We start from the raw sequence: 20,096 nt of genomic DNA, 5'->3' as shown, positions 1-20,096 counted from the left end.
ATGGAGAATGCACTATGCAAACAACCAGACTGACAGTCGCTCAAGCATTGGTTAAATTTTTAGATAATCAATATTTGGAAGTCGATGGCAAGGAAATCAAATTTGTTCACGGCGTTGCCGCCATTTTCGGCCACGGCAACGTACTGGGCATCGGGCAAGCACTGGCACAAGATGCAGGCAGCCTAACGCTCTACCAAGGCAGAAATGAGCAAGGTATGGCACACTTGGCGATGGGTTTTGCAAAACAGAACTTACGCCAAAGAATTATTGCTTGCACTTCCTCTGTTGGACCGGGTGCTGCCAATATGCTTACCGCTGCGGCAACCGCAACCGCCAACCGCATTCCACTTCTGTTATTACCGGGCGATGTGTTTGCCACCCGCCAACCAGACCCTGTACTACAACAAATTGAGCAATCTTACGATTTAAGTATCAGCACCAACGATGCATTCCGTGCGGTCAGCAAATACTGGGATCGTGTGCAACGTCCAGAGCAGTTGATGAGTGCCTGTATCAATGCCTTCCGCGTACTGACTGATCCGGCAGAAACTGGGGCTGTGACCATTGCACTTCCGCAAGACGTGCAAGCAGAAAGCTTTGACTTCCCGAACAGCTTCCTACAAAAACGCGTTCACCGTTTGGAGCGCAATCTGCCAACCGAAGCGATGCTGAATGATGCGGTGAAACTAATTACTGCCAAGAAAAAACCGCTGATCGTCTGCGGGGGAGGTGTACGCTACTCACAAGCGGGTCAAATCCTGCAAAAATTTGCAAAACAGTTTGGTATTCCATTTGCAGAAACCCAAGCGGGTAAAAGTGCGGTGGTTTCCGACTACGAATTGAACGTGGGCGGTGTCGGCGAAACTGGCTGTTTAGCGGCAAACCGCTTGGCGAAAGAAGCCGATTTAGTCATCGGTATCGGCACACGCTACACCGACTTCACCACTTCTTCGAAATGGATATTCCAAAATCCGGACGTGCAGTTCTTAAATATCAACGTGGCACGTTTCGATGCCTACAAATTAGACGGCGTGCAAATTGTGGCTGATGCCAAAGCAACGCTTGAAGCATTGCTGGCTAAGCTCCCAAGCAGCTACCAAGCACAATGGGGTAATGAAATTGCCACCGCCAAAGCGGACTTTGCCGAAGAAATCAAACGCCTGCGCGCGGTGCAATACAGCCCGGATTTCACCCCTGAAATCAACGATAACTTGGATCACAAAGCGGTTCATAACGAATTTATCAAGCTCACCGGCTCACAATTAACCCAATCCCAAGTACTCGGTATCGTGAACGAAACCATTGAAAACGATGGCATTATCGTCGCTGCTGCTGGTAGCTTACCAGGCGATTTACAACGTACTTGGTTGAGCAAAGGCGAAGAGACCTATCACCTTGAATACGGCTACTCCTGTATGGGTTACGAAGTCAGTGCGGCGGTCGGCGTGAAAATCGCTCGCCCTGAGCAAGAAGTTTACGCCTTACTTGGCGACGGCTCTTACTTAATGGCGCACACCGAGTTAGTGACTTCTATCCAAGAAGGTAAAAAAATCAACGTGGTGCTGTTCGACAATATGGCAAACGGCTGTATCAACAACCTGCAAATCGGCAACGGAATGGACAGCTTCGGCACGGAATTCCGCTTCCGTAATGTGCAAAGCAACCAGCTCAACGGCGGTTTAGTGCCGATTGATTTTGCTAAAAACGCCGAAGCATACGGCTGCAAAACTTACCGTGTGACCAACGAAGCCGAACTGCGTTCAGCTCTTCAAGACGCGAAACAGCAAACTGTTTCAACGCTGATTGATATTAAAGTGTTGCCGAAAACGATGGCTCACGGCTACGGCTGCTGGTGGCACGTTGGTGTGGCAGAAGTATCGGAAAGCGAACGTATTCAACAAGCCAGAACGAGATCGCAAGAGCAGTTAGCAAAAGCGAGAAAATACTAATTTTGCAAAAAATTGACGAAAAATCACCGCTTGTAGGGGCGAGTTGCAATTCGCCCCTACGGAAAATAAATTAACTCAATCAAACGAGGTTTCTCTATGAAAGCAGAAAACATTCAATTAGGTATCGCCCCTATCGGCTGGACAAACGATGACTTGCCTGAACTGGGTGCAGAAAACACTTTCGAGCAGTGTGTGAGTGAGATGGCACTTGCCGGCTACACGGGCTGTGAAGTGGGTAATAAATATCCGCGTGATGTTGCCGTGTTAAAACATAAGCTGGACGTGCGTGGCATTCAAATCTGTAATGCGTGGTTCAGCACCTTCTTTGTGGACGGTAAGCGGGAAGAGACCATTGCCGAGTTCATCAAACACCGTGATTTCCTGCACGCAATGGGTGCAAAAGTGATCGGCTGTTCCGAACAGAGTCGTAGTATTCAAGGCACAACCAAATCTGTGTTCAAAGAAAAACCGATTTTCAACGATGAAGATTGGAAACGTATGGCAGAAGGCTATAACGAATTGGCGAAACTTGCCGCCGAAAAAGGAATGAAAGTCTGCCTGCATCACCATATGGGAACGGGTATTCAAACGCCTGAAGAAGTGGATCGTTATATGGCAGAAGTGAATGATGATGTTTACTTGCTGTTCGATTCAGGTCATCTGTACTACTCAGAGGGTTGCCAAAAAGCGATGCTCGGCGTGCTGGAAAAATATATCGACCGTATTATCCACGTGCACTTAAAAGATGTGCGAGATGAAGTTGTTGCAGAAGTGAAAGCGAAAGATTTGAGCTTCTTAGAAGGTGTGAAAAAAGGCACATTTACCGTGCCGGGCGATGGTGTGATTGATTTCAAACCAATCTTCGACATTCTCGAAAAACACGATTACAAAGGCTGGATGGTGGTAGAAGCAGAACAAGATCCAGCAATCGCAAACCCATTTGAATACGCCTTAAAAGGCAGAAACTATATCCGTGAAACCGCAGGAGTTTAATATGTTAAAAGTAGGTATTATTGGTGCAGGCCGTATTGGTCGTGTGCATTCTGAAAGTATTAGCAAATATGTTAAAGGTACTGAAATCAAAGCAATCTCTGATGTAAAAATTACCGAAGAATTGACCGCTTGGGCAAAATCGATGGGTATTCCGGAAGTCTATGATGACTATAAAAAAATCCTGCAAGATCCGGAAATTGATGCGGTATTGGTCTGCTCTTCCACCAATACTCACGCCCCGATTTCGATTGAGGCAGCACAGGCTGGCAAACACGTTTTCTGTGAAAAACCGGTAGATTCAGACCCAGCTAAAATCCGTGAAGTATTGAGTGCAGTCGAAAAAGCCGGTGTAAAATTCCAAGTGGGCTTTAACCGTCGCTTCGACCATAACTTCAAAGCGATTAAAGACCGTGTGGCGGCAGGTGATATTGGTGAACCGCACGTTATCCGAGTCACTTCCCGTGACCCGGAAGCCCCGCCAATTGAATATGTGAAAGTCTCTGGTGGAATGTTCTTCGATATGACCATTCACGACTTCGATATGATTCGTTACCTCTCTGGCAGCGAAGTGGAAGAAGTGTTTGCGGTGGGTACCGTTCTGGTAAACCCTGAAATTGGCAAAGCAGGCGACATCGATACTGCGGTAATTACGCTCAAATTAGCAAATGGAGCAATCGGCGTGATCGACAACAGCCGTAAAGCTGCTTACGGTTATGACCAACGAGCAGAAGTATTTGGCTCAAAAGGAGCAATCCACATCACTAACGACACAGGTTCAACAGCGGTGTTCTCTGGCGAAAATGGCGTGATTGCAGAAAAACCAAAATACTTCTTCTTAGAACGCTATATGCAATCTTTCGCTGACGAAATCAGCTGCTTCGTGGATTCTGTCGTAAACGACAAACCAACACCGGTAAACGGCAATGACGGCTTACAGCCTGTGCTAATTGCTCTCGCTGCGAAAAAATCACTGGAAGAAAATCGCCCTGTGAAATTGAATGAAGTAGCTTAATAAGTAAATAGACAAGCGGTCGGTTTTGCAAAAAAATTTGCAAAATCGACCACTTGTTGATCTGCCCCCCCAAAAGTTGGACAGTTTATTAACTTAAATATTGAGTTCGGTATTGTACTGGGCTCAATCCGTTTAAATCAAGTTTAACTTGTTTTTGGTTATAATACACCACATATTCTTCAATTTCTGTCTGTCATTCAGCGATTGAAGTATAAGTGCGTGAGTAAAAGCACTCCGATTTTAATATAGCAAAGAAACTCTCAATGACCGCATTGTCGTGGCAGTTTCCTCTGCGACTCATACTGCGTATTATTGCCCTGCCTTCCAACACCTTTATCCATTCTTCTGTACCCTATGATACCCCTTGGTCACTGTGAATAATCGGGCAGTCTGTCGGTTTAAGTCGGCTAAGTTCTTGTTCTAACATCCTTTTGACTAAGGGGAACTTCGGGCGTGTAGCAAAATGATACGCAATAATTTCCCGATTGGCTAAATCCATTAACGGCGAAAAGTAGAGTTTTTCTTGCCCAATGTGAAATTCCGTCACATCGGTTACCCATTTTTGATTGAGAGCTGTTGCCGTAAAATCACGATTCAGCACATTCGGTGCAATATGTGAGGTTTTCCCCGTTTTCCGTGCCTTTTCTTGCGTAAAATCAAACGAATGCATAAGGCTTTCATTAATTTCAACACCGTTTTGTGATTTAAACCCAAGCCGATTTGCCGTAGTTTTAAGGTTAAAGGACGATAGCCGTCACGCTGTTTACTCTCGTGATACAACGATAAAATCGCCTCTTTAGCTTGTGTATAGTCTCGCTTAACCTGTTGATAATAAAAGGTAGAACGAGACATTTGGGCAACTCGAAGTAGGTCATTTAAACCGTGTGCTGACCTTAGTTCTTCAATGACAGTCCTTTTTTCTGCCGTCGTTTTTGAAGGTCGAGCTCCTCCAACTTTTTTAGGTAGGCAATCTCCGCACTAGCTAAGGCTAACTCGCGTTGTAACTTTTTAAACGCTTGGGGCGAAAGGTCGGTTGGCTCGGGGATTTCAATGTCTTTCTTCTTCATTTTAGGCTTCGCTATTTTGAGGGATTTAGGTTTAGTGCAGGGAGATTTTACGCCCTCTAAGCCCCGTTCGTAAAATTCTTTTAGCCAATTAATGACAAGGGAATGAGAAATCTGATGAAGTTTAGCGACTTCACGGATACCAAAATCCTGTTCAGTGACGAGTTTGATAATGTTTAAACGAAATTGGTAAGAATAGGACATAATCTGCACCTCAAATTAGGTGTCCAGGTTTTTGGGGATAGATCATGTGTTTTACTGGCACATAAAATGTAAAAAGACCAACTATTTTGTCCTATATGCCGTTTTACTTATTATCCTTTTCTTCAATTTAGTCTTAAAGGTATTTTTAAATAGAAAGAGTTGGTAGTAATCACTAAAAAATAATTAAAACCAACGCTTTTATCTACTACACCAAGATTTTAGTAACCAATATCAATAAAACCTCGTTTCCTCCATCTATTATTATTTACAAAATCCTGAAATCTGAATTCATCACCTAATTCTAGGTCATCTGCATGATCAGTAACTATAATTTGCGGAGAATATCCATGTTTTTCTTTTAGAATCTTGCAATATCGAGCTAATTGTATAAATAGATTTTCAACTGATTTAATATCGTCATCATAATGTTCCTGATTATTTTCTAGCTCTTTAATAAGTTCTTTGTTAAATGTGTCATAATTATCTTTTTTAAAGTTAGGAAAATACACTTGTGTAGGTTGGTCTAAGAATAATATTGATGGAATAATACAATTTTTATTCTCAATAAAATATTGGTGTAAAGCTAAAAACAAAGTAAGATGACTATATAACCAATTTGCTCCACTACCCATTGTTCTTAGATAGATTCGTTCATTGGTAGATTCATGATATAAATTAAAATTCTCTAACGAGAATTTTAATTTGATTGGCTTATATTTATCTTCGAAGTCAAAATGATTCCCTAACTCAGCCATAATGTTGTTTATTCTATTTTCAGCTCTCTTGATCTCATGCTCTATATTGTATTTTCCTAAAATAAAGTTTATTTCTTCAATTTTTTTCTTTAATTTATCTATATCCTCATCATAGACAGGATTATTTTTCCAACTTGATAGATTATCTATCATGAAGAACAATTCTCCTTTAGCCATTCCAAGTGCTTCAATAACATTATTCAATTTTGATATGTTTTGACTCTGAGTTTTAATAAGCTCTAATGATTGAGTGATATTTTGAATCTTTGATTTAATGTTTTTAATATCATTCTTGACTTCTTCTAAAGAAGTTTCTAACTGCGATTTTAGTTTGGAATTTAGAGTTAATCTATCTGATAAGTGTTCAATAGCATCATTTAATGCTTTTGCACTATCTGTCAATGAATCATTCTTAGAATGGCAGAAAGGGCACTCTACATGACCAATAACTACTTCACTAGGTATATCCATATTAGCTAAATGACTGGATAGCGATATTTCAGTTTTTAAACTTGCTTTTATACTATCTCTCTTTATATACATATTTCTTAATACAGAATTGTATTTATTCAACTCTACGTATAATTCTTGATAATGCTTCGATATTCTATCTGAATTATGATTAATTTTTTCTAATGTAATGAATTCATCTAATAAAAATTTTGCATCATCTGGATTTGTTAAAACATCTTCTTGTGTTACTGGTAGTTTATCAGCTCCCATTAAAGAAGAGATTATATCTAATTTATATTTAATTAATGGTGAATTTTTAACTATATATTTTTCGTGGAGTGTCTTTTCCTTTTTTATATATTTTATATTATATTCCAACTCTTCTTTTTGTTGAGATAAAATATAGAATCGCTGATCGACAAACCCTAAGAATATTTTAATAAAGTAAATTATTCTATCCCTTTTATCCTTTTCATCAAATCTGTAGAAAATAGCATGTTTATTTGCAATAAGATTCTGATGTTGTAGATTAAAAGATATAAAATCACGAATAGAAGGTTTTCCTTGGGGTTTACCTCTATGCTCTTTAGCTATTATAGATTCATCAACATCCGAAAAATCCATAAATAGTTTATTTAACTGTTCTTTATAGTTATTAATATCTATAAACTTTCTATCATCAAAATAATCAATATTTATCTTATTAAAAATATAACTATTTTCCCTACTAAAGAAGCATCTTCTATTATTATTTGCTTTCCTACCTAGTACAAAGAACTCTTCATTAATTTGAATGTATAAATAATATAATTCTGCAGCTTCAGTAATTACTCCACTAGGCACAGTATATTCACTACTAGCAAAGCAATAATCAAAAATTTCTATTATTGCGCTTCTCCCAGTAGATGATTTTCCAGTGATAATATTTAGCCCTTCTTTGAGCATTATCTTATGTATAGATCCTTCTTTATCTAAAACGCCGATTTCATATATTATTGTTTTCATGGTTTTACTCCAAGGATAGTATATATCTCAATGATTGAGTAAGGATTAAATAAGTTAGAGAGTTTTTCTGCTATTTTAACATGTTTCACCATATTGCTTTCTGTTGTCTTATAACAATATAGATTCTTATTAGATATCTCTAGCCATTCATTAATCAAACAATATTCTAAACTATTTAATGACAATGTCCTAAAATGGTTAACTCTATCTTGAAGATCATACATTTCTTTATGATTATTAAAGAAAATTGTATAAATAGAGCTTCTTTTATTCGATTTCTCTATTTTATAAGATAGTACTGGGTGAGTACATAATGGTATTATTAAGGGTAACAACAGAAGGTTATTTTCTTTTATTTTTAGGTTATTATAAAAAGAATAAATGTAATTACTGCATTTAAATGGATTATACTTTATTAAATATAGAGCATCTATCGTATTCATTATTTTACCTCCCATTTTAGATCAATGTCACTATTCATAGCATCATGAATTAGGCCATTTTTATAAGATAAATGTGGAGTAATCTCTCCGATTGATGAAGGGCTTTCACCTATCATATCATCATATAGATCTTGAGGATTTTTTTTATTTCTCTTTGCTATTCTGTATTTACTCTTATACCGTTCTATTAATTGGGCTTGATACTCCTTTGTATACTCATAATATTTGGGATAATTATCTAATTCCTGATCAAGAGAACTAATTAATTGAATGTAATCTCCTATAGCAGTAGGAACAACTTCTGAATAATCAATATCTATAATTTTAATAACAAAGTCTTTTTGTAAATTTTCTATAACTTCATCCGTTGTTGCTTCACGAACCTCAAATTGAGGAAAAGTAAATACACTTCGTGAAAACTGATGAGTTAAATTCATTAATTTTAGATGAAAATCTTTATATGATATACTCCATCTGGTTTTATTACCTTGATTGTAAACAAACCCAATAAGACTATCTTTGTAAGCTGATATATTTCCCTCAGGTATTCCCGATAACGCTATTCTTAAATATATACTTCTAATTAATTCATCTTCTTTTTCTTGTTCTGTAAATATATAGAATTTAGATATAACTTCTTTTAGAAGTTCTTCATTATTACTTAAAACCATATCCTCAAACCTAGAAATATCGCTATCATTATTAATTCTAGACTGATTAATATCTTTCAGCAAATATAACTTCTCTTCTGCAGAAAGATTATTCCACTGCTTCAATTTAGATCTAGCCCCAAAAGGTTGAGTAGTATGTAAAATTAAAGAGCTATATTGTTTATGATTAAATTCAGGCAATAACCAGTTTTTCAATGTTTTCCAAAAATTAGTATGATGATCGGTTAGATTATCAGAAAAGTCTTTAGCTTCTATTTGTATTCCTTGGCAATTCTGAGCTATCAGACTCACATCTCCATCTTTTTCAATATAAACTGTATCCCCCTCATTCATATCATAACATTTCATTAATCCAATAAGTACTTGGTAATGAAATGATCGTACTGTAGCTAAAGCTGAATTTTTTGTTTCTTTTATCATATTATGATCCATAACTACTATTTTTATATATAACCCATGTAATTACATACAGAAAACCATACTGCTATGAATATCCCTAACCTAAGAATGTAAGATTAGGTAACTTTTTAATTTTTTTAAAAATTTTCTCGTATAACTTATTTACATCATAGTTTGATTCCTTTAATGCCTACTACAAACTAAATGACAAATACCTTTTATTTTAGAATGAAAGGTATTCTATAGTTTCGTATTTGAAAAAGCAAAATGGGATCTTTCATCTAGATTTCTCTTATAGATACCCACCTTCTCTCCTCCGCCGATTTTGCTATCGCTTCCAATACACGGGAGATTTTATAGCCCTCTTCAAAATCGGGATACATTGGTTCGTCTACGGCGATACCGTTAATCAGATCACGGATTTCAACCGATTTTTGGCCGTTAAAGCCGATACCGTGTCCGGCACTCACGCAGAATGCGGTATAATCGGGGTGATCAGGACCGACTAAAATCGTTTTAAATCCTTGGCGGGATTTGTCATCATCGTGCAGATAAAGTTTGAGTTCTGCCATTCGTTCTTGGGTGTAGCTGAGCGAGCCTTTGGTGCCGGTTACGACATAGGTCAGCCCCATTTTACGCCCGCAGGCAATGCGTGAGCTTTCGAGCGTGCCCATTACCCCATTAGCAAATCGCACAAGACTACTTGCCTAATCTTCGTTTTCTACTCTGATTTTTTCTGCCGGATTGTGCGGATTCGGGCGTTCTTCAATCACTGTTTGCATATCGCCGATAACACGCTCAATGTCTGAACCAACCAAATAGTGTGCGATACTGACAATATGTGCGGCTAAATCCCCCAACGTACCAAGCCCGGCTTTGGCTTTGTAGCAGTGCCAATCAATCGGGGTATTAGGGTTGGCGAGATAATCTTCGTTATGCGTGCCGTAGAAATGCACCACCTCGCCGATTTCGCCGTTTTGAATAATTTGGCGAGCCAGTTGGGTGGTTGGATTTTTGATATAGTTGAAACCGACCAAGGTTTTAACTCCTACTTGTTGAGCGGCAATCACCATTTCTTTGGCATCTTGGGCGGTGAGTGCAAGCGGTTTTTCTGAATAGACGTGTTTGCCGTGTTTAATCGCTTCTAAGGCAATTTCTTTGTGCAGAAAATTTGGTGTGCAAATGTCAACCACATCGACATTCGGATCAGCAACCAATTTTCGCCAATCGTCAGTAGCACGCTGAAAGCCAAATTCTTGGGCTTTTTGATCGGCTAATGCTTGGTTGATTTCGGCAAGGTATTCCAGTTGGATTTTGCCTTTAAGTGGAAAGAGGGTAGGGGCTTGAGCGTAGGCAATGGCGTGGCAGCGACCAATATAGCCGGTGCCAACTAAGCCGATTTTGATGGTTTTCATAAAGTATCCTTAATCTTTAAGAATATGTAATATCCTTTCTTTGAACGGCTCGAGGGTAAGAGAAATTTGGCAGTAGTGACGGATAGCGAAAGAGAATAATACATTGAATTTTTGGATTATTTTCTACGCTAATCTCTCCTGTCAAATCTCCCCCACCCCCTCTTTTCTAAAGAGGGGGGTAATAAACAAGCGGTCTGGTTTTGCAAAATTTTTACAAAATCAGACCGCTTGTGTTAGCTATCTATAACGCTCCTCGTCTGCTCTTCGCATAGGTATCGAAGGCAACGGCAAGGATGATGATTAAGCCCATAATGATTTGTTGGTAGTAAGCGGAAACGTCCATCAGCACTAAACCGTTTATCAATACGCCCATAATAATTGAGCCGATGATGGTGCCTGTGACTCGTCCGTATCCTCCCATTAGGGAAGTTCCGCCGATAACCACTGAGGCAATTACACGTAACTCAAAAGAAACACCAGCAACAGATTCGGCACTGCCTAAACGGGCGGAGAGAATGAAACCGGCAAGTCCCGCCAATGCTCCGATCACCACATAAACACTGACTAAGGTACGGTTAATATTAACACCCGCTAAACGGGCTGCTTCCGGGTTGCCGCCTACCGAGTACACATAGCGTCCCCAGCGGGTTTTATGCAATGCGAAGTAACCGATAATGGCGACTACGGCAAAAATCACTACCGGCACTGGTACACCTAAAATATCACCACGTCCCCACCAGCGGTAGCCTTCATCAAAACCAGCAATTGGTGAGCCGTTATTTAATACTAAAGTAACACCACGCCAAATAGTCATACCACCAAGAGTAACAATGAAAGGAGGTAATTTAAGTTTGGTAACACCTAGTCCGTGTAACCAGCCAATAAATGTACCAAGTGCTAAGCAGATACCTAAGCCCAGTAACCAGCTCATACCGCCCCAAGCCCCCGGCTCAACCGTAACTGTATTATCGCCTTTGATGACATAAGCAGCAAACATTGCTGTTACCGCTAAAATTGAGCCGACAGAAAGGTCAATCCCTGCGGTTAAAATCACAAAGGTCATACCCACTGCCATAATGCCGAAGATCGATACTTCGGTTAAAACATTATAAATATTGCGTTGAGATAGGAAGGCACTGTTTTGTGAAGTGAAGAAAATCACTAACAAAATTAAGAAAATCAGTACCCCAAAGCGTTCAAAGAAAGCGATAAAATCGATTTTGCCTTTGTCATCGACCATTCCCAGATTTTTTAAAAATTGTGTTGCCATACAAACCTCTCTTACGCTGCGTGCCCACGTTGAACACCAACAGCCATCATTGACATTAATTTTTCTTCGGTCGCATCATCGCCGTGAATTTCACCTGTTACCCTTCCCTCAGATAACGTAATAATACGGTCTGAAATTGCCATAATTTCAGGCAAGTCGGAGGAAATAACCAATACTGCTACACCTTGTTTTGCCATATCAAACAACACTTGGTGAACTTCCGATTTCGCCCCCACATCAATACCTCGTGTCGGTTCATCAACGATTAGCACCTTTGGATTTAACGCCATACAGCGTGCCAAAATCACTTTCTGCTGATTACCACCTGACAATTTACGAGCTTCTAACTCGCTACTTGCCATTTTAATTCGCAGTGCTTGGCGATAAGTTTCAATTAAAGCATCTTCTTTTTGATTATCGACAAACAGATTGCCTTTAAGCAATTTACTCAAAATCGGCAATGTCATATTAGTTTTAATCGGTAAGCCTAACACCAGACCTTCTTTTTTACGATCTTCTGGCACTAATGCCACCCCTTTTTCTAAAGCATCTAATGGGGAAGTTGCTGCATAAGGTTTGCCATCTAGGCTGATTTCATCAGCAGTATAGTTTTCCACTCCAAATAAACAGCGAGCAATTTCAGTTCGACCAGCACCGACTAAGCCTGCAATACCTAACACTTCGCCTTCGTGAATGTTGAAAGACACACCGTGTAATGCAATGCCGTGAGGATCAAGTGCCGGTTTTTCACGATGTAAATTTTTTACTGCTAAACGCACAGGACGATGAGTATGATGGGTTTCCTCAGGTGGACGACGTGTAAAGGCAACTTCACGACCTACCATCATTCGAATGATGCCATCAACCGTAACATTTTTTACCTCGCTTTCGCCGGAATAACGACCATCTTGGAAAACGGTAAAGCGATCGCATAAGGCAAACACTTCATTTAAGCGATGGGTAACATAGATAACACTCACACCACGACTTTTAAGATCTCTTACAATTTGATGAAGTTTCTCAACCTCTTTATCACTTAATGCCGCAGACGGCTCGTCCATAATGATCAATTTCGCGTTTAAGGTCATCGCTCTGGCAATCTCAACCATCTGTTGTTGAGCAACACTTAAACAGGAGACTTGGGTATCTGGTTTGATATTTAAGCCTAGATTATCTAGCACCATCTGTGCTTCATCATTAACGGCTTTTTCATTAACGAATAAACCTTTCACCGGTTCTCTGCCCAAAAAGAAATTTTCAGCAACCGTCATATTCGGTAGTAAGTTAAATTCTTGATAAATCGTTACGATGCCTTTGAGTTGGCGATCAAACGGTGAATCGCTCAAACTTAAGGTTTCACCGTTAAAGATAATTTCGCCACTTGTTTGTGGCTGAGCGCCTGAAAGTGCCTTTAATAAGGTCGATTTTCCTGCACCGTTTTCACCCAACAGTGCGTGAACCTCGCCTTTTCCCACAGTCAGTTTCACGCCATTGAGTGCCATTACACCAGAGAAACTTTTTGTCAGATCTTTCACTTCAAGTAAGGGAGTAGACATACAACCTCCGTAAAAAAACGCCCTCCGGCCTCAGCCGGAAGGCAGATAAATTATTCACTGATTTCTGCAAAACGTTCTGCTTCTTGCAGATTATCTTTCAGGATAATTTTTGGCGGATAGTCCGCACCGCTCACTTCTTTGCTCTCACGGATATTGCCAACCACTTGCTCTAATGCGGTGCTTACCGCAAAACTTGGGCGTTGGTCAGCAGTGAGATACAACCAGCCGTCTTTCACACGAGCAAGTGCTTCAGGGGTTGAGTCAAAGCCGGTCACTAAAATATCACCTGCTTTTAAACCTTGACTACGCAATGCTTCAATCGCACCAAGTGCCATATCGTCATTGGCGGAAATAATTACTTCCGGTTTCTCTTTTAAGGTTGGTAACACACTTTCAATAATGCGTAAGCCCTCAGAACGTAGCCAGTTACCGGTTTGATCAACCACAATTTTATATTTATCGCCACCGGCAGCTAATTCATCACGAATACCTTTAGTACGCTCAATATTCGACGTTGAACCCGGCTGACCAGTTAATAAAATAATTCTTGCACCCTCTGGATATTTCGCTTTCACTGCTTTTGCCACTTCTTGACCGCCAGTGTAGTTATTTGCACCAAAGTGTGGAACTGGTTTACTACTTTCAACTTTGCGGTCTAATGTTGCAGCAGGAATTTTCTCTTGAATAATTTCTTCCACCGCTCCTGAAATCGCATTCACATCATTTGGGGAAATAATGATACCTTTCGCTCCACGCGTAATCGCATTTTCTAAATCAGAAGCCTGCTTGGTTGATGAACTTTGCCCATCTAATACTTGCAATTTAATCTCTAACTTCTTACTGGTTTCTACTGCTACTTTTTGTAGCTGAACTTCAAACGGGCTAGATAGGTTTGGTAAACTAAATACAACAAGTTCATCTTTTGCAAAGCTATTCATTGCTAAGCCCAGTGTTAAAGCACTTAACGCAAATTTAATACGCATTTTCATACAAAATCCTCTTGTGAGATTGGAATTAACAGCATTACTGCCAGCCTTACTTCAAACTTCGAAGAAAAAATGAAGTCTTATTTCAAAAATAAAATTAAATGAAATAAATTTTTCAAAAAGAAATATAGCACTCTAAAAATTTCACTCCAAATACTTTGTTTCAAATTTGTTACGCAGATCACATTTTTAAGAGAAAAATAATAAGAATAAAAACAAGCGGTCAGAATTCGAGAATTTTTTGCAATCGTTGCTGAAATCAACATCTAAAAAAACAGTACCACTGCAATTATAAAAAAAGCGGTGATTACTCACCGCTAAACACTCAAAAAAGGAAGAATTATAATTATAACGTTGGGAAGTTAAATGCCGCTTGGCTACGCACAGAGCTGTCTGGCCAACGAGTTGTAATGGTTTTCATACGAGTATAGAAACGCACACCATCTGTACCATAGACATTTAATGGCCCGAAGATAGAGGCTTTCCAACCACCAAAGCAGTGGAATGCCATCGGCACTGGAATAGGAATATTCACCCCCACCATACCAACCTGAACATCTTGGGTAAATTGACGAGCAGAGTCGCCATCTGCCGTGAAGATCGCACTACCATTACCGTATTGATGGCTGTTAATCAAATCAATGCCTTCTGCATAATCTTTTACACGCACTACCGACAGTACCGGCCCAAAGATCTCATCTTGCCAGATCGTCATTTCAGGGGTGACATTATCAAATAGCGTTCCACCAACAAAATAGCCATTCTCGTGTCCAGCCACTTTATAACCACGACCGTCCACACAGAGTTTCGCACCTTGTGCAACACCTTGGTCAATATAGCTTTCAATTTTCGCTTTATGCTCTTTGGAAATGACCGGCCCCATATCGTTTTCTGTTTCGCCTTCCGGCAATAAACCTGTACCGATTTTCAGTGCTTTCACTTTTGGAATTAACTCTTCTACGATTTTATCTGCCAGTTCATCACCAACCACCACTGCAACAGATAACGCCATACAACGCTCACCTGCTGCACCAAATGCAGCACCAAGCAGTGCATTTACTGTGTTTTGAACATCAGCATCTGGCATAATTAATGCGTGGTTTTTCGCACCACCTAAGGCTTGAACTCGTTTACCATTTGCAGAGCCTTTTTCATAAATATATTGAGCAATCGCTGTTGAGCCTACAAAACTTACTGCTTGAATACGTGGGTCGGTTAAAAGAATATCAACCGCTTCTTTATCACCTTGCACTACATTGAATACGCCATCAGGCAAGCCTGCTTCTTTTAATAATTCGGCTAAACGAATTGAGACACTCGGATCTTTTTCAGAAGGTTTTAACACAAAGGTATTACCACAAGCCAGTGCAACAGGGAACATCCACATCGGCACCATTGCAGGGAAGTTAAAAGGTGTAATGCCTGCTACAACCCCTAGTGGCTGTTGGATAGAGTGGATATCAATACCACGTCCTGCATTGGCAGAAAATTCGCCTTTTTGTAAATGTGGAATACCCGTTGCAAACTCAACCACTTCTAAACCACGCGTTAATTCTCCAATTGCATCTGAATAAACTTTACCGTGTTCAGAGCTAATAAGACGAGCTAACTCATCAAAGTTTGCTTCTAGTAACTCTTTGAATTTAAATAAAATTCTAGCACGACGAAGTGGAGATTGCTGCGACCAGCTTTTAAATGCAGTATCAGCTGCAACAATCGCTGAATCTACTTCAGTAGCAGTACTTAACTTCACTTTTTTAGTTTCTTCGCCGGTTGCCGGGTTAAATACGGAGGTAAAGCGTTGGCTTTGGCTTTCAACCGCTACGCCATTAATAAAGTTTTGCACAAATTGGCTCATCGAAAACTCCTTATCAAATTATGAATTGAGGATAGACAAAAGACACTCCATAAACTACTCTTAAAAATAGAAAATATCAATACAAATAGAACAAGAATGAAAAATTTATTTCATTTTTGTGATCTTGATAACAACTTTGAAGATTGCTTATCCCCAAAAGAAATGATCTGCGTTATAGTAAGGTTGTCATTATTATGAATTTATACAGGAGATATTATGAGCTTCTTACTTTCTAAACCACAGACTCAGCCAAACGGTTTAATTCAAGACATTACCTCGCAAAATGCTAATTGGGAATATGTTGGCTTTGCTGCTTATCAGTTAGACAATCAATCTATTACCTTAGAGAGTGGCGAAGATGAACTTTGTCTTGTTTTCGTTGCAGGCAAAGGATCGGTGTTTGTTGATGAATATCGTTTTGAAAATATCGGCAACCGAGCCAGCCCATTTGAAAAAATCCCACCTTATTCCGTCTATATTCCGCCACACAAGCAAGTGAAAGTGGAAACAAGCAGTCAATTAGAACTTGCGGTTTGCAAAGCACCAAGTCAGGGGAATTATCCTGTACGACTGATTAGCCCAGAAGATGTCGGGGTTGAAAAACGAGGCTTCGGTAACAATCAACGCTTAGTGCATAATATTCTGCCAGAAACTGAACCTGCAGATAGCTTATTAGTTGTAGAAGTATTTACTGATGAAGGCAATACCAGCTCTTACCCAAGCCATAAACACGATGACAAAAATTCCGAACAAGAAACCTATTTAGAAGAGACTTATTACCACCGCTTCGATCCACCACAAGGTTTTGCTTTACAGCGAGTTTATACCGATGATCGCACCCTAGACGAATGTATGGCAGTTTATGATAAGAACGTGGTAAAAGTACCAAAAGGCTACCACCCCGTTGCCACTATTGCCGGTTATAACAACTATTATCTGAATGTAATGGCAGGCCCTGTTCGCAAGTGGAAATTCACTTGGGAGCAAGATCATTTATGGGTAAATAGTGAAGCCTATAAAACAAAATTTGAATAACACAAGCGGTCATATTTCTGAGAAATATTACAAAAAAGGGACGCATTGCGTCCCTTTCTACTAAATCTTCATACAAAGATATTTCATCTCTAAAAACTCATCTAAGCCATATTTTGAGCCTTCTCGCCCGATGCCAGACTCTTTCACACCGCCGAATGGGGCGAATTCGTTGCTGATCAGCCCTTCATTTATACCAACAATGCCGTATTCCAACTGCTCAGATACTCGCCAAATGCGTGAAAGATTTTCACTAAAGAGATAAGAAGCTAAGCCAAACTCGGTGTCATTTGCCCATTGGATAACTTCCTCTTCTGTTTCAAATTTGAAAATTGGAGCAAGTGGTGCAAAGGTTTCCTCACGGGCGACTTTCATCTCTTGGGTAACATTTTTTAAAATAGTGGGTTGGAAGAATGTGCCACCGAGTTCGTGGCGTTTACCACCTAACACCAATTCTGCTCCCAAAGAAAGAGCATTTTTGATGTGGTCTTCCACTTTTTCTACCGCTTTCAGGCTGATTAACGCCCCCATTGTAACATCTGGTTCTGTTGGTGCTCCGAGTTTAATCTGTTCAACTTTTTGTTTGAATTTTGCAATAAATTGCTCATAAATGCCCGCTTGTACATAAATACGGTTAGCACAAACACAGGTCTGCCCTGCATTGCGGAATTTTGAGGCAAACACGCCTTCAACCGCTTTGTCTAAATCTGCATCATCAAACACGATTGCTGGAGCATTGCCGCCTAGTTCTAAGGCTAATTTTTTAACCGTGCTTGCTGATTGTCCCATCAAAATCTTACCAACACGAGTCGAACCCGTGAAGGTTACTTTTCTTACACTTGGATTAGTGGTTAATTCCTTGCCAATATCTTCTGATTGCTCCGCAGTAACAATGTTAAACACACCTGCTGGAATGCCCGCCTGCTCGGCTAATTTAGCTAACGCGATAGCAGAAAGTGGCGTTTCTACCGCAGGTTTGAACACAATGGCACAACCGGCAGCTAAGGCAGGAGCTGCTTTGCGAGTAATCATCGCATTTGGGAAGTTCCACGGAGTAATTGCTGCGACCACGCCAATCGGCTGCTTGATAACCATTAAACGATGATCAGGTTTATCTTGTGGCAACACATCCCCATAAATCCGTTTGCACTCTTCCGCATAAAATTCAATAAAACTTGCTCCGTAGGTAATTTCAGTACAGCTTTCAGTAATGGGTTTACCTTGCTCTAAACTCAAAATTTGAGCCAGTTCCTCTTTGTTTTGATTAATGAGATCAAACCATTTGCGTAAAATTGTTGCTCTCTCTTTCGGTAACAATGTCTGCCATTTTTTCTGTGCGATAACCGCTTTTTCAATCGCTAAACGAGCGTCTTCTGCCTCTAAATCTGCAACCTTGCCGATTACCTCGCCAGTAGTTGGATTCGTAACCTCAAAGGTTTTCTTGCCTTCTATAAATTCGCCGTTGATATAAGCTCTAAAATCCAGTAAAGAAAATTGGGTGTTTGACATAATCACTCCTGTTAAATGATTAAAAATAGAACGGAATTCCTATAATCTACTCCAATTAAAGGGAAAATTTCAATAGTTATATAAAAAAACAAGCGGTCGATTTTCCTGAAAATTTGCAAAATTCTGAAGAAAATCGACCGCTTGTAAGAATGAGATTAAAGTAACCAGCTACCAATCAATGCACAAGCAAAGCCTGTTAAACCGATGGAGGTTTCTAACATTGTCCACGTTTTCAGCGTAGTTTTTTCGTCCATTTCAAGGAAGCGGCTAATAAGCCAGAAGCCTGAATCGTTCACGTGAGATAGCACAGTTGCACCTGAAGCGATTGAGATCACAATAAAGCAAAGGTCAAACTGACTTAAATCTGTTGCAGCTGCCACCATTGGAGCAATTAACGCCGCCGTTGTGGTTAAAGCCACCGTTGCTGAACCCTGTGCAACACGGAAAACTGTTGCGATAATAAAGGCTGCAACGACAATCGGCATTCCCGTATCTGCCATCATTTCAGACAAGACATCGCCAATACCACTTGCACGCAACACACCACCAAACATACCGCCAGCACCCGTTACTAACACGATAGAACAAATTGGACCAAGTGCGTTGTTACAAATTTTTTCGATTTGGTCTAAGCTACGATTATCACGCAGAAGAATAATTGCCACAATCAGGGTAATCAATAATGCTACTGGCGTTTTTCCAATTAAACGTAGGCTTTGCACCCAAAGTTCGTTGCCGTCCACTACTTTCGCAACAGAGAGCGTGTTTAAACCTGTATCGAATAAAATTAAGATAATCGGTAGTAATAGCACCGTCAGCACTTTACCGAAACTTGGTGGATTTTGTACCGCCATTTCATTTGCAGATAAGCCGTTCAAAAATGCTTTTGGTATATCAACATGAATACGTTTGCTGATAAATTGGCTGAACATATAAGTACCGATGTACCAAGTTGGAATTGCACAAACCAAGCCAACTAACACCAATAAGCCCATATTTACGCCAAGTAAATCGCCCGAAGCAACCGGGCCAGGATGTGGAGGAAGGAAAGCGTGCATTACCGCAAATGCCCCTGCAGATGGGAATGCATAACGCAATACTGAACCGCCAAACTGTTTCGCTACACTAAAAATAATCGGCAACATTACCACTAAACCAGCATCAAAGAAGATTGGGAAGCCGAATAACAATGATGCTACACCCAATGCAAATGGTGCTTTCTCTTTACCAAATTTGTTGATCAGTGTATCCGCTAACACTTTTGCTCCGCCTGTGATTTCAAGCAGACGACCAATCATCGCTCCCAAACCTACTAGCAATGCAACAGAAGCAAGCGTACCGCCAAAGCCGTTTAATAACGTTGGTAAGATTTTATCTACAGGAATACCTGCAGCTAACGCTGTGAGCAAACTCACAATAATTAAGGCTATAAAGGCGTGAACCTTAAATTTAATAATTAATACCAGCAATAATAAAATTGCGGCAAACATAATGAAAAGTAACATACTATTTTCTCCACAAT

17 protein-coding genes and 1 pseudogene are annotated in these 20,096 nt (G+C 40.0%); 4 read left to right on the top strand and 14 right to left on the bottom strand.

What is annotated here, in order from left to right; genetic code table 11:
• The first annotated feature begins 14 nt into the window (after positions 1-14).
• From iolD to iolG, 3 genes are all read left to right on the top strand, one after another.
• On the top strand, positions 15-1,949 hold the full coding sequence (iolD, locus tag ACERCF_RS04490; protein WP_373624757.1) for a 3D-(3,5/4)-trihydroxycyclohexane-1,2-dione acylhydrolase (decyclizing): 1,935 nt from the start codon (positions 15-17) through the stop codon (positions 1,947-1,949).
• A gap of 96 nt (positions 1,950-2,045) precedes the next feature.
• Positions 2,046-2,942 (top strand): myo-inosose-2 dehydratase, encoded by an 897-nt coding sequence (gene iolE / locus ACERCF_RS04485; RefSeq protein ID WP_373624756.1) that lies wholly within the window; start codon positions 2,046-2,048, stop codon positions 2,940-2,942.
• Between the two features lies 1 nt (position 2,943).
• On the top strand, positions 2,944-3,954 hold the full coding sequence (gene iolG / locus ACERCF_RS04480; RefSeq protein WP_373624755.1) for an inositol 2-dehydrogenase: 1,011 nt from the start codon (positions 2,944-2,946) through the stop codon (positions 3,952-3,954).
• Positions 3,955-4,042: 88 nt separating this feature from the next.
• Here the strand turns inward: iolG and ACERCF_RS04475 are convergent, their stop codons facing one another.
• The 12 genes and pseudogenes from ACERCF_RS04475 to ACERCF_RS04420 form a co-directional block, all read right to left on the bottom strand.
• A complete protein-coding gene (locus tag ACERCF_RS04475; protein WP_373624787.1) occupies positions 4,043-4,138 on the bottom strand; it encodes an IS3 family transposase in 96 nt (31 codons plus the stop codon).
• Positions 4,139-4,306: 168 nt separating this feature from the next.
• Positions 4,307-4,624, bottom strand: coding sequence for a DDE-type integrase/transposase/recombinase (locus tag ACERCF_RS04470; protein ID WP_373624754.1), 318 nt, complete (start codon positions 4,622-4,624; stop codon positions 4,307-4,309).
• Positions 4,549-4,806, bottom strand: a complete 258-nt coding sequence (locus ACERCF_RS04465) for an IS3 family transposase (RefSeq protein ID WP_373624752.1) — start codon at positions 4,804-4,806, stop codon at positions 4,549-4,551. Before ACERCF_RS04465 ends, ACERCF_RS04470 begins: the two co-directional genes overlap by 76 nt.
• 41 nt (positions 4,807-4,847) lie before the next feature.
• Positions 4,848-5,222, bottom strand: coding sequence for a transposase (locus ACERCF_RS04460; RefSeq protein WP_373624751.1), 375 nt, complete (start codon positions 5,220-5,222; stop codon positions 4,848-4,850).
• A gap of 218 nt (positions 5,223-5,440) precedes the next feature.
• Positions 5,441-7,435, bottom strand: a complete 1,995-nt coding sequence (locus ACERCF_RS04455) for a DUF3732 domain-containing protein (RefSeq protein ID WP_373624750.1) — start codon at positions 7,433-7,435, stop codon at positions 5,441-5,443.
• A complete protein-coding gene (locus tag ACERCF_RS04450; RefSeq protein WP_373624749.1) occupies positions 7,432-7,878 on the bottom strand; it encodes a three component ABC system middle component in 447 nt (148 codons plus the stop codon). Before ACERCF_RS04450 ends, ACERCF_RS04455 begins: the two co-directional genes overlap by 4 nt.
• Positions 7,878-8,969 carry a hypothetical protein gene (locus tag ACERCF_RS04445; protein WP_373624748.1) on the bottom strand — a complete coding sequence of 364 codons (1,092 nt, stop codon included), beginning with the start codon at positions 8,967-8,969 and terminating at the stop codon, positions 7,878-7,880. The genes ACERCF_RS04450 and ACERCF_RS04445 overlap by 1 nt, the downstream gene beginning before the upstream one ends.
• A gap of 260 nt (positions 8,970-9,229) precedes the next feature.
• Positions 9,230-10,363 (bottom strand): annotated as a pseudogene (locus ACERCF_RS04440) (Gfo/Idh/MocA family protein).
• A gap of 241 nt (positions 10,364-10,604) precedes the next feature.
• The gene (locus tag ACERCF_RS04435) at positions 10,605-11,633 is read right to left on the bottom strand and encodes an ABC transporter permease (protein ID WP_373610109.1); all 1,029 of its coding nucleotides are present in this window, start codon (positions 11,631-11,633) and stop codon (positions 10,605-10,607) included.
• An 11-nt stretch (positions 11,634-11,644) separates the two neighbouring features.
• On the bottom strand, positions 11,645-13,189 hold the full coding sequence (locus ACERCF_RS04430) for a sugar ABC transporter ATP-binding protein (protein WP_373610110.1): 1,545 nt from the start codon (positions 13,187-13,189) through the stop codon (positions 11,645-11,647).
• A 50-nt stretch (positions 13,190-13,239) separates the two neighbouring features.
• Positions 13,240-14,178 (bottom strand): sugar ABC transporter substrate-binding protein, encoded by a 939-nt coding sequence (locus tag ACERCF_RS04425; protein WP_373624747.1) that lies wholly within the window; start codon positions 14,176-14,178, stop codon positions 13,240-13,242.
• A 343-nt stretch (positions 14,179-14,521) separates the two neighbouring features.
• Positions 14,522-16,033, bottom strand: a complete 1,512-nt coding sequence (locus tag ACERCF_RS04420) for a CoA-acylating methylmalonate-semialdehyde dehydrogenase (RefSeq protein ID WP_373610112.1) — start codon at positions 16,031-16,033, stop codon at positions 14,522-14,524.
• Between the two features lie 216 nt (positions 16,034-16,249).
• On the opposite strand from ACERCF_RS04420, the gene iolB reads away from it, so the two are divergent.
• On the top strand, positions 16,250-17,068 hold the full coding sequence (iolB, locus tag ACERCF_RS04415; RefSeq protein ID WP_373610113.1) for a 5-deoxy-glucuronate isomerase: 819 nt from the start codon (positions 16,250-16,252) through the stop codon (positions 17,066-17,068).
• Positions 17,069-17,128: 60 nt separating this feature from the next.
• Here the strand turns inward: iolB and ACERCF_RS04410 are convergent, their stop codons facing one another.
• Together ACERCF_RS04410 and ACERCF_RS04405 are read right to left on the bottom strand one after the other, a co-directional pair.
• Positions 17,129-18,574, bottom strand: coding sequence for an NAD-dependent succinate-semialdehyde dehydrogenase (locus ACERCF_RS04410; protein ID WP_373624746.1), 1,446 nt, complete (start codon positions 18,572-18,574; stop codon positions 17,129-17,131).
• A gap of 155 nt (positions 18,575-18,729) precedes the next feature.
• A complete protein-coding gene (locus ACERCF_RS04405) occupies positions 18,730-20,079 on the bottom strand; it encodes a GntP family permease (RefSeq protein ID WP_373624745.1) in 1,350 nt (449 codons plus the stop codon).
• Positions 20,080-20,096: the final 17 nt, after the last annotated feature.

Origin of the sequence: Mannheimia kashgarensis, from assembly GCF_041807705.1 — a bacterium.
Taxonomy (GTDB): Bacteria; Pseudomonadota; Gammaproteobacteria; order Enterobacterales; family Pasteurellaceae; genus Mannheimia.
This window is presented reverse-complemented; position numbering and strand designations above follow the sequence as displayed.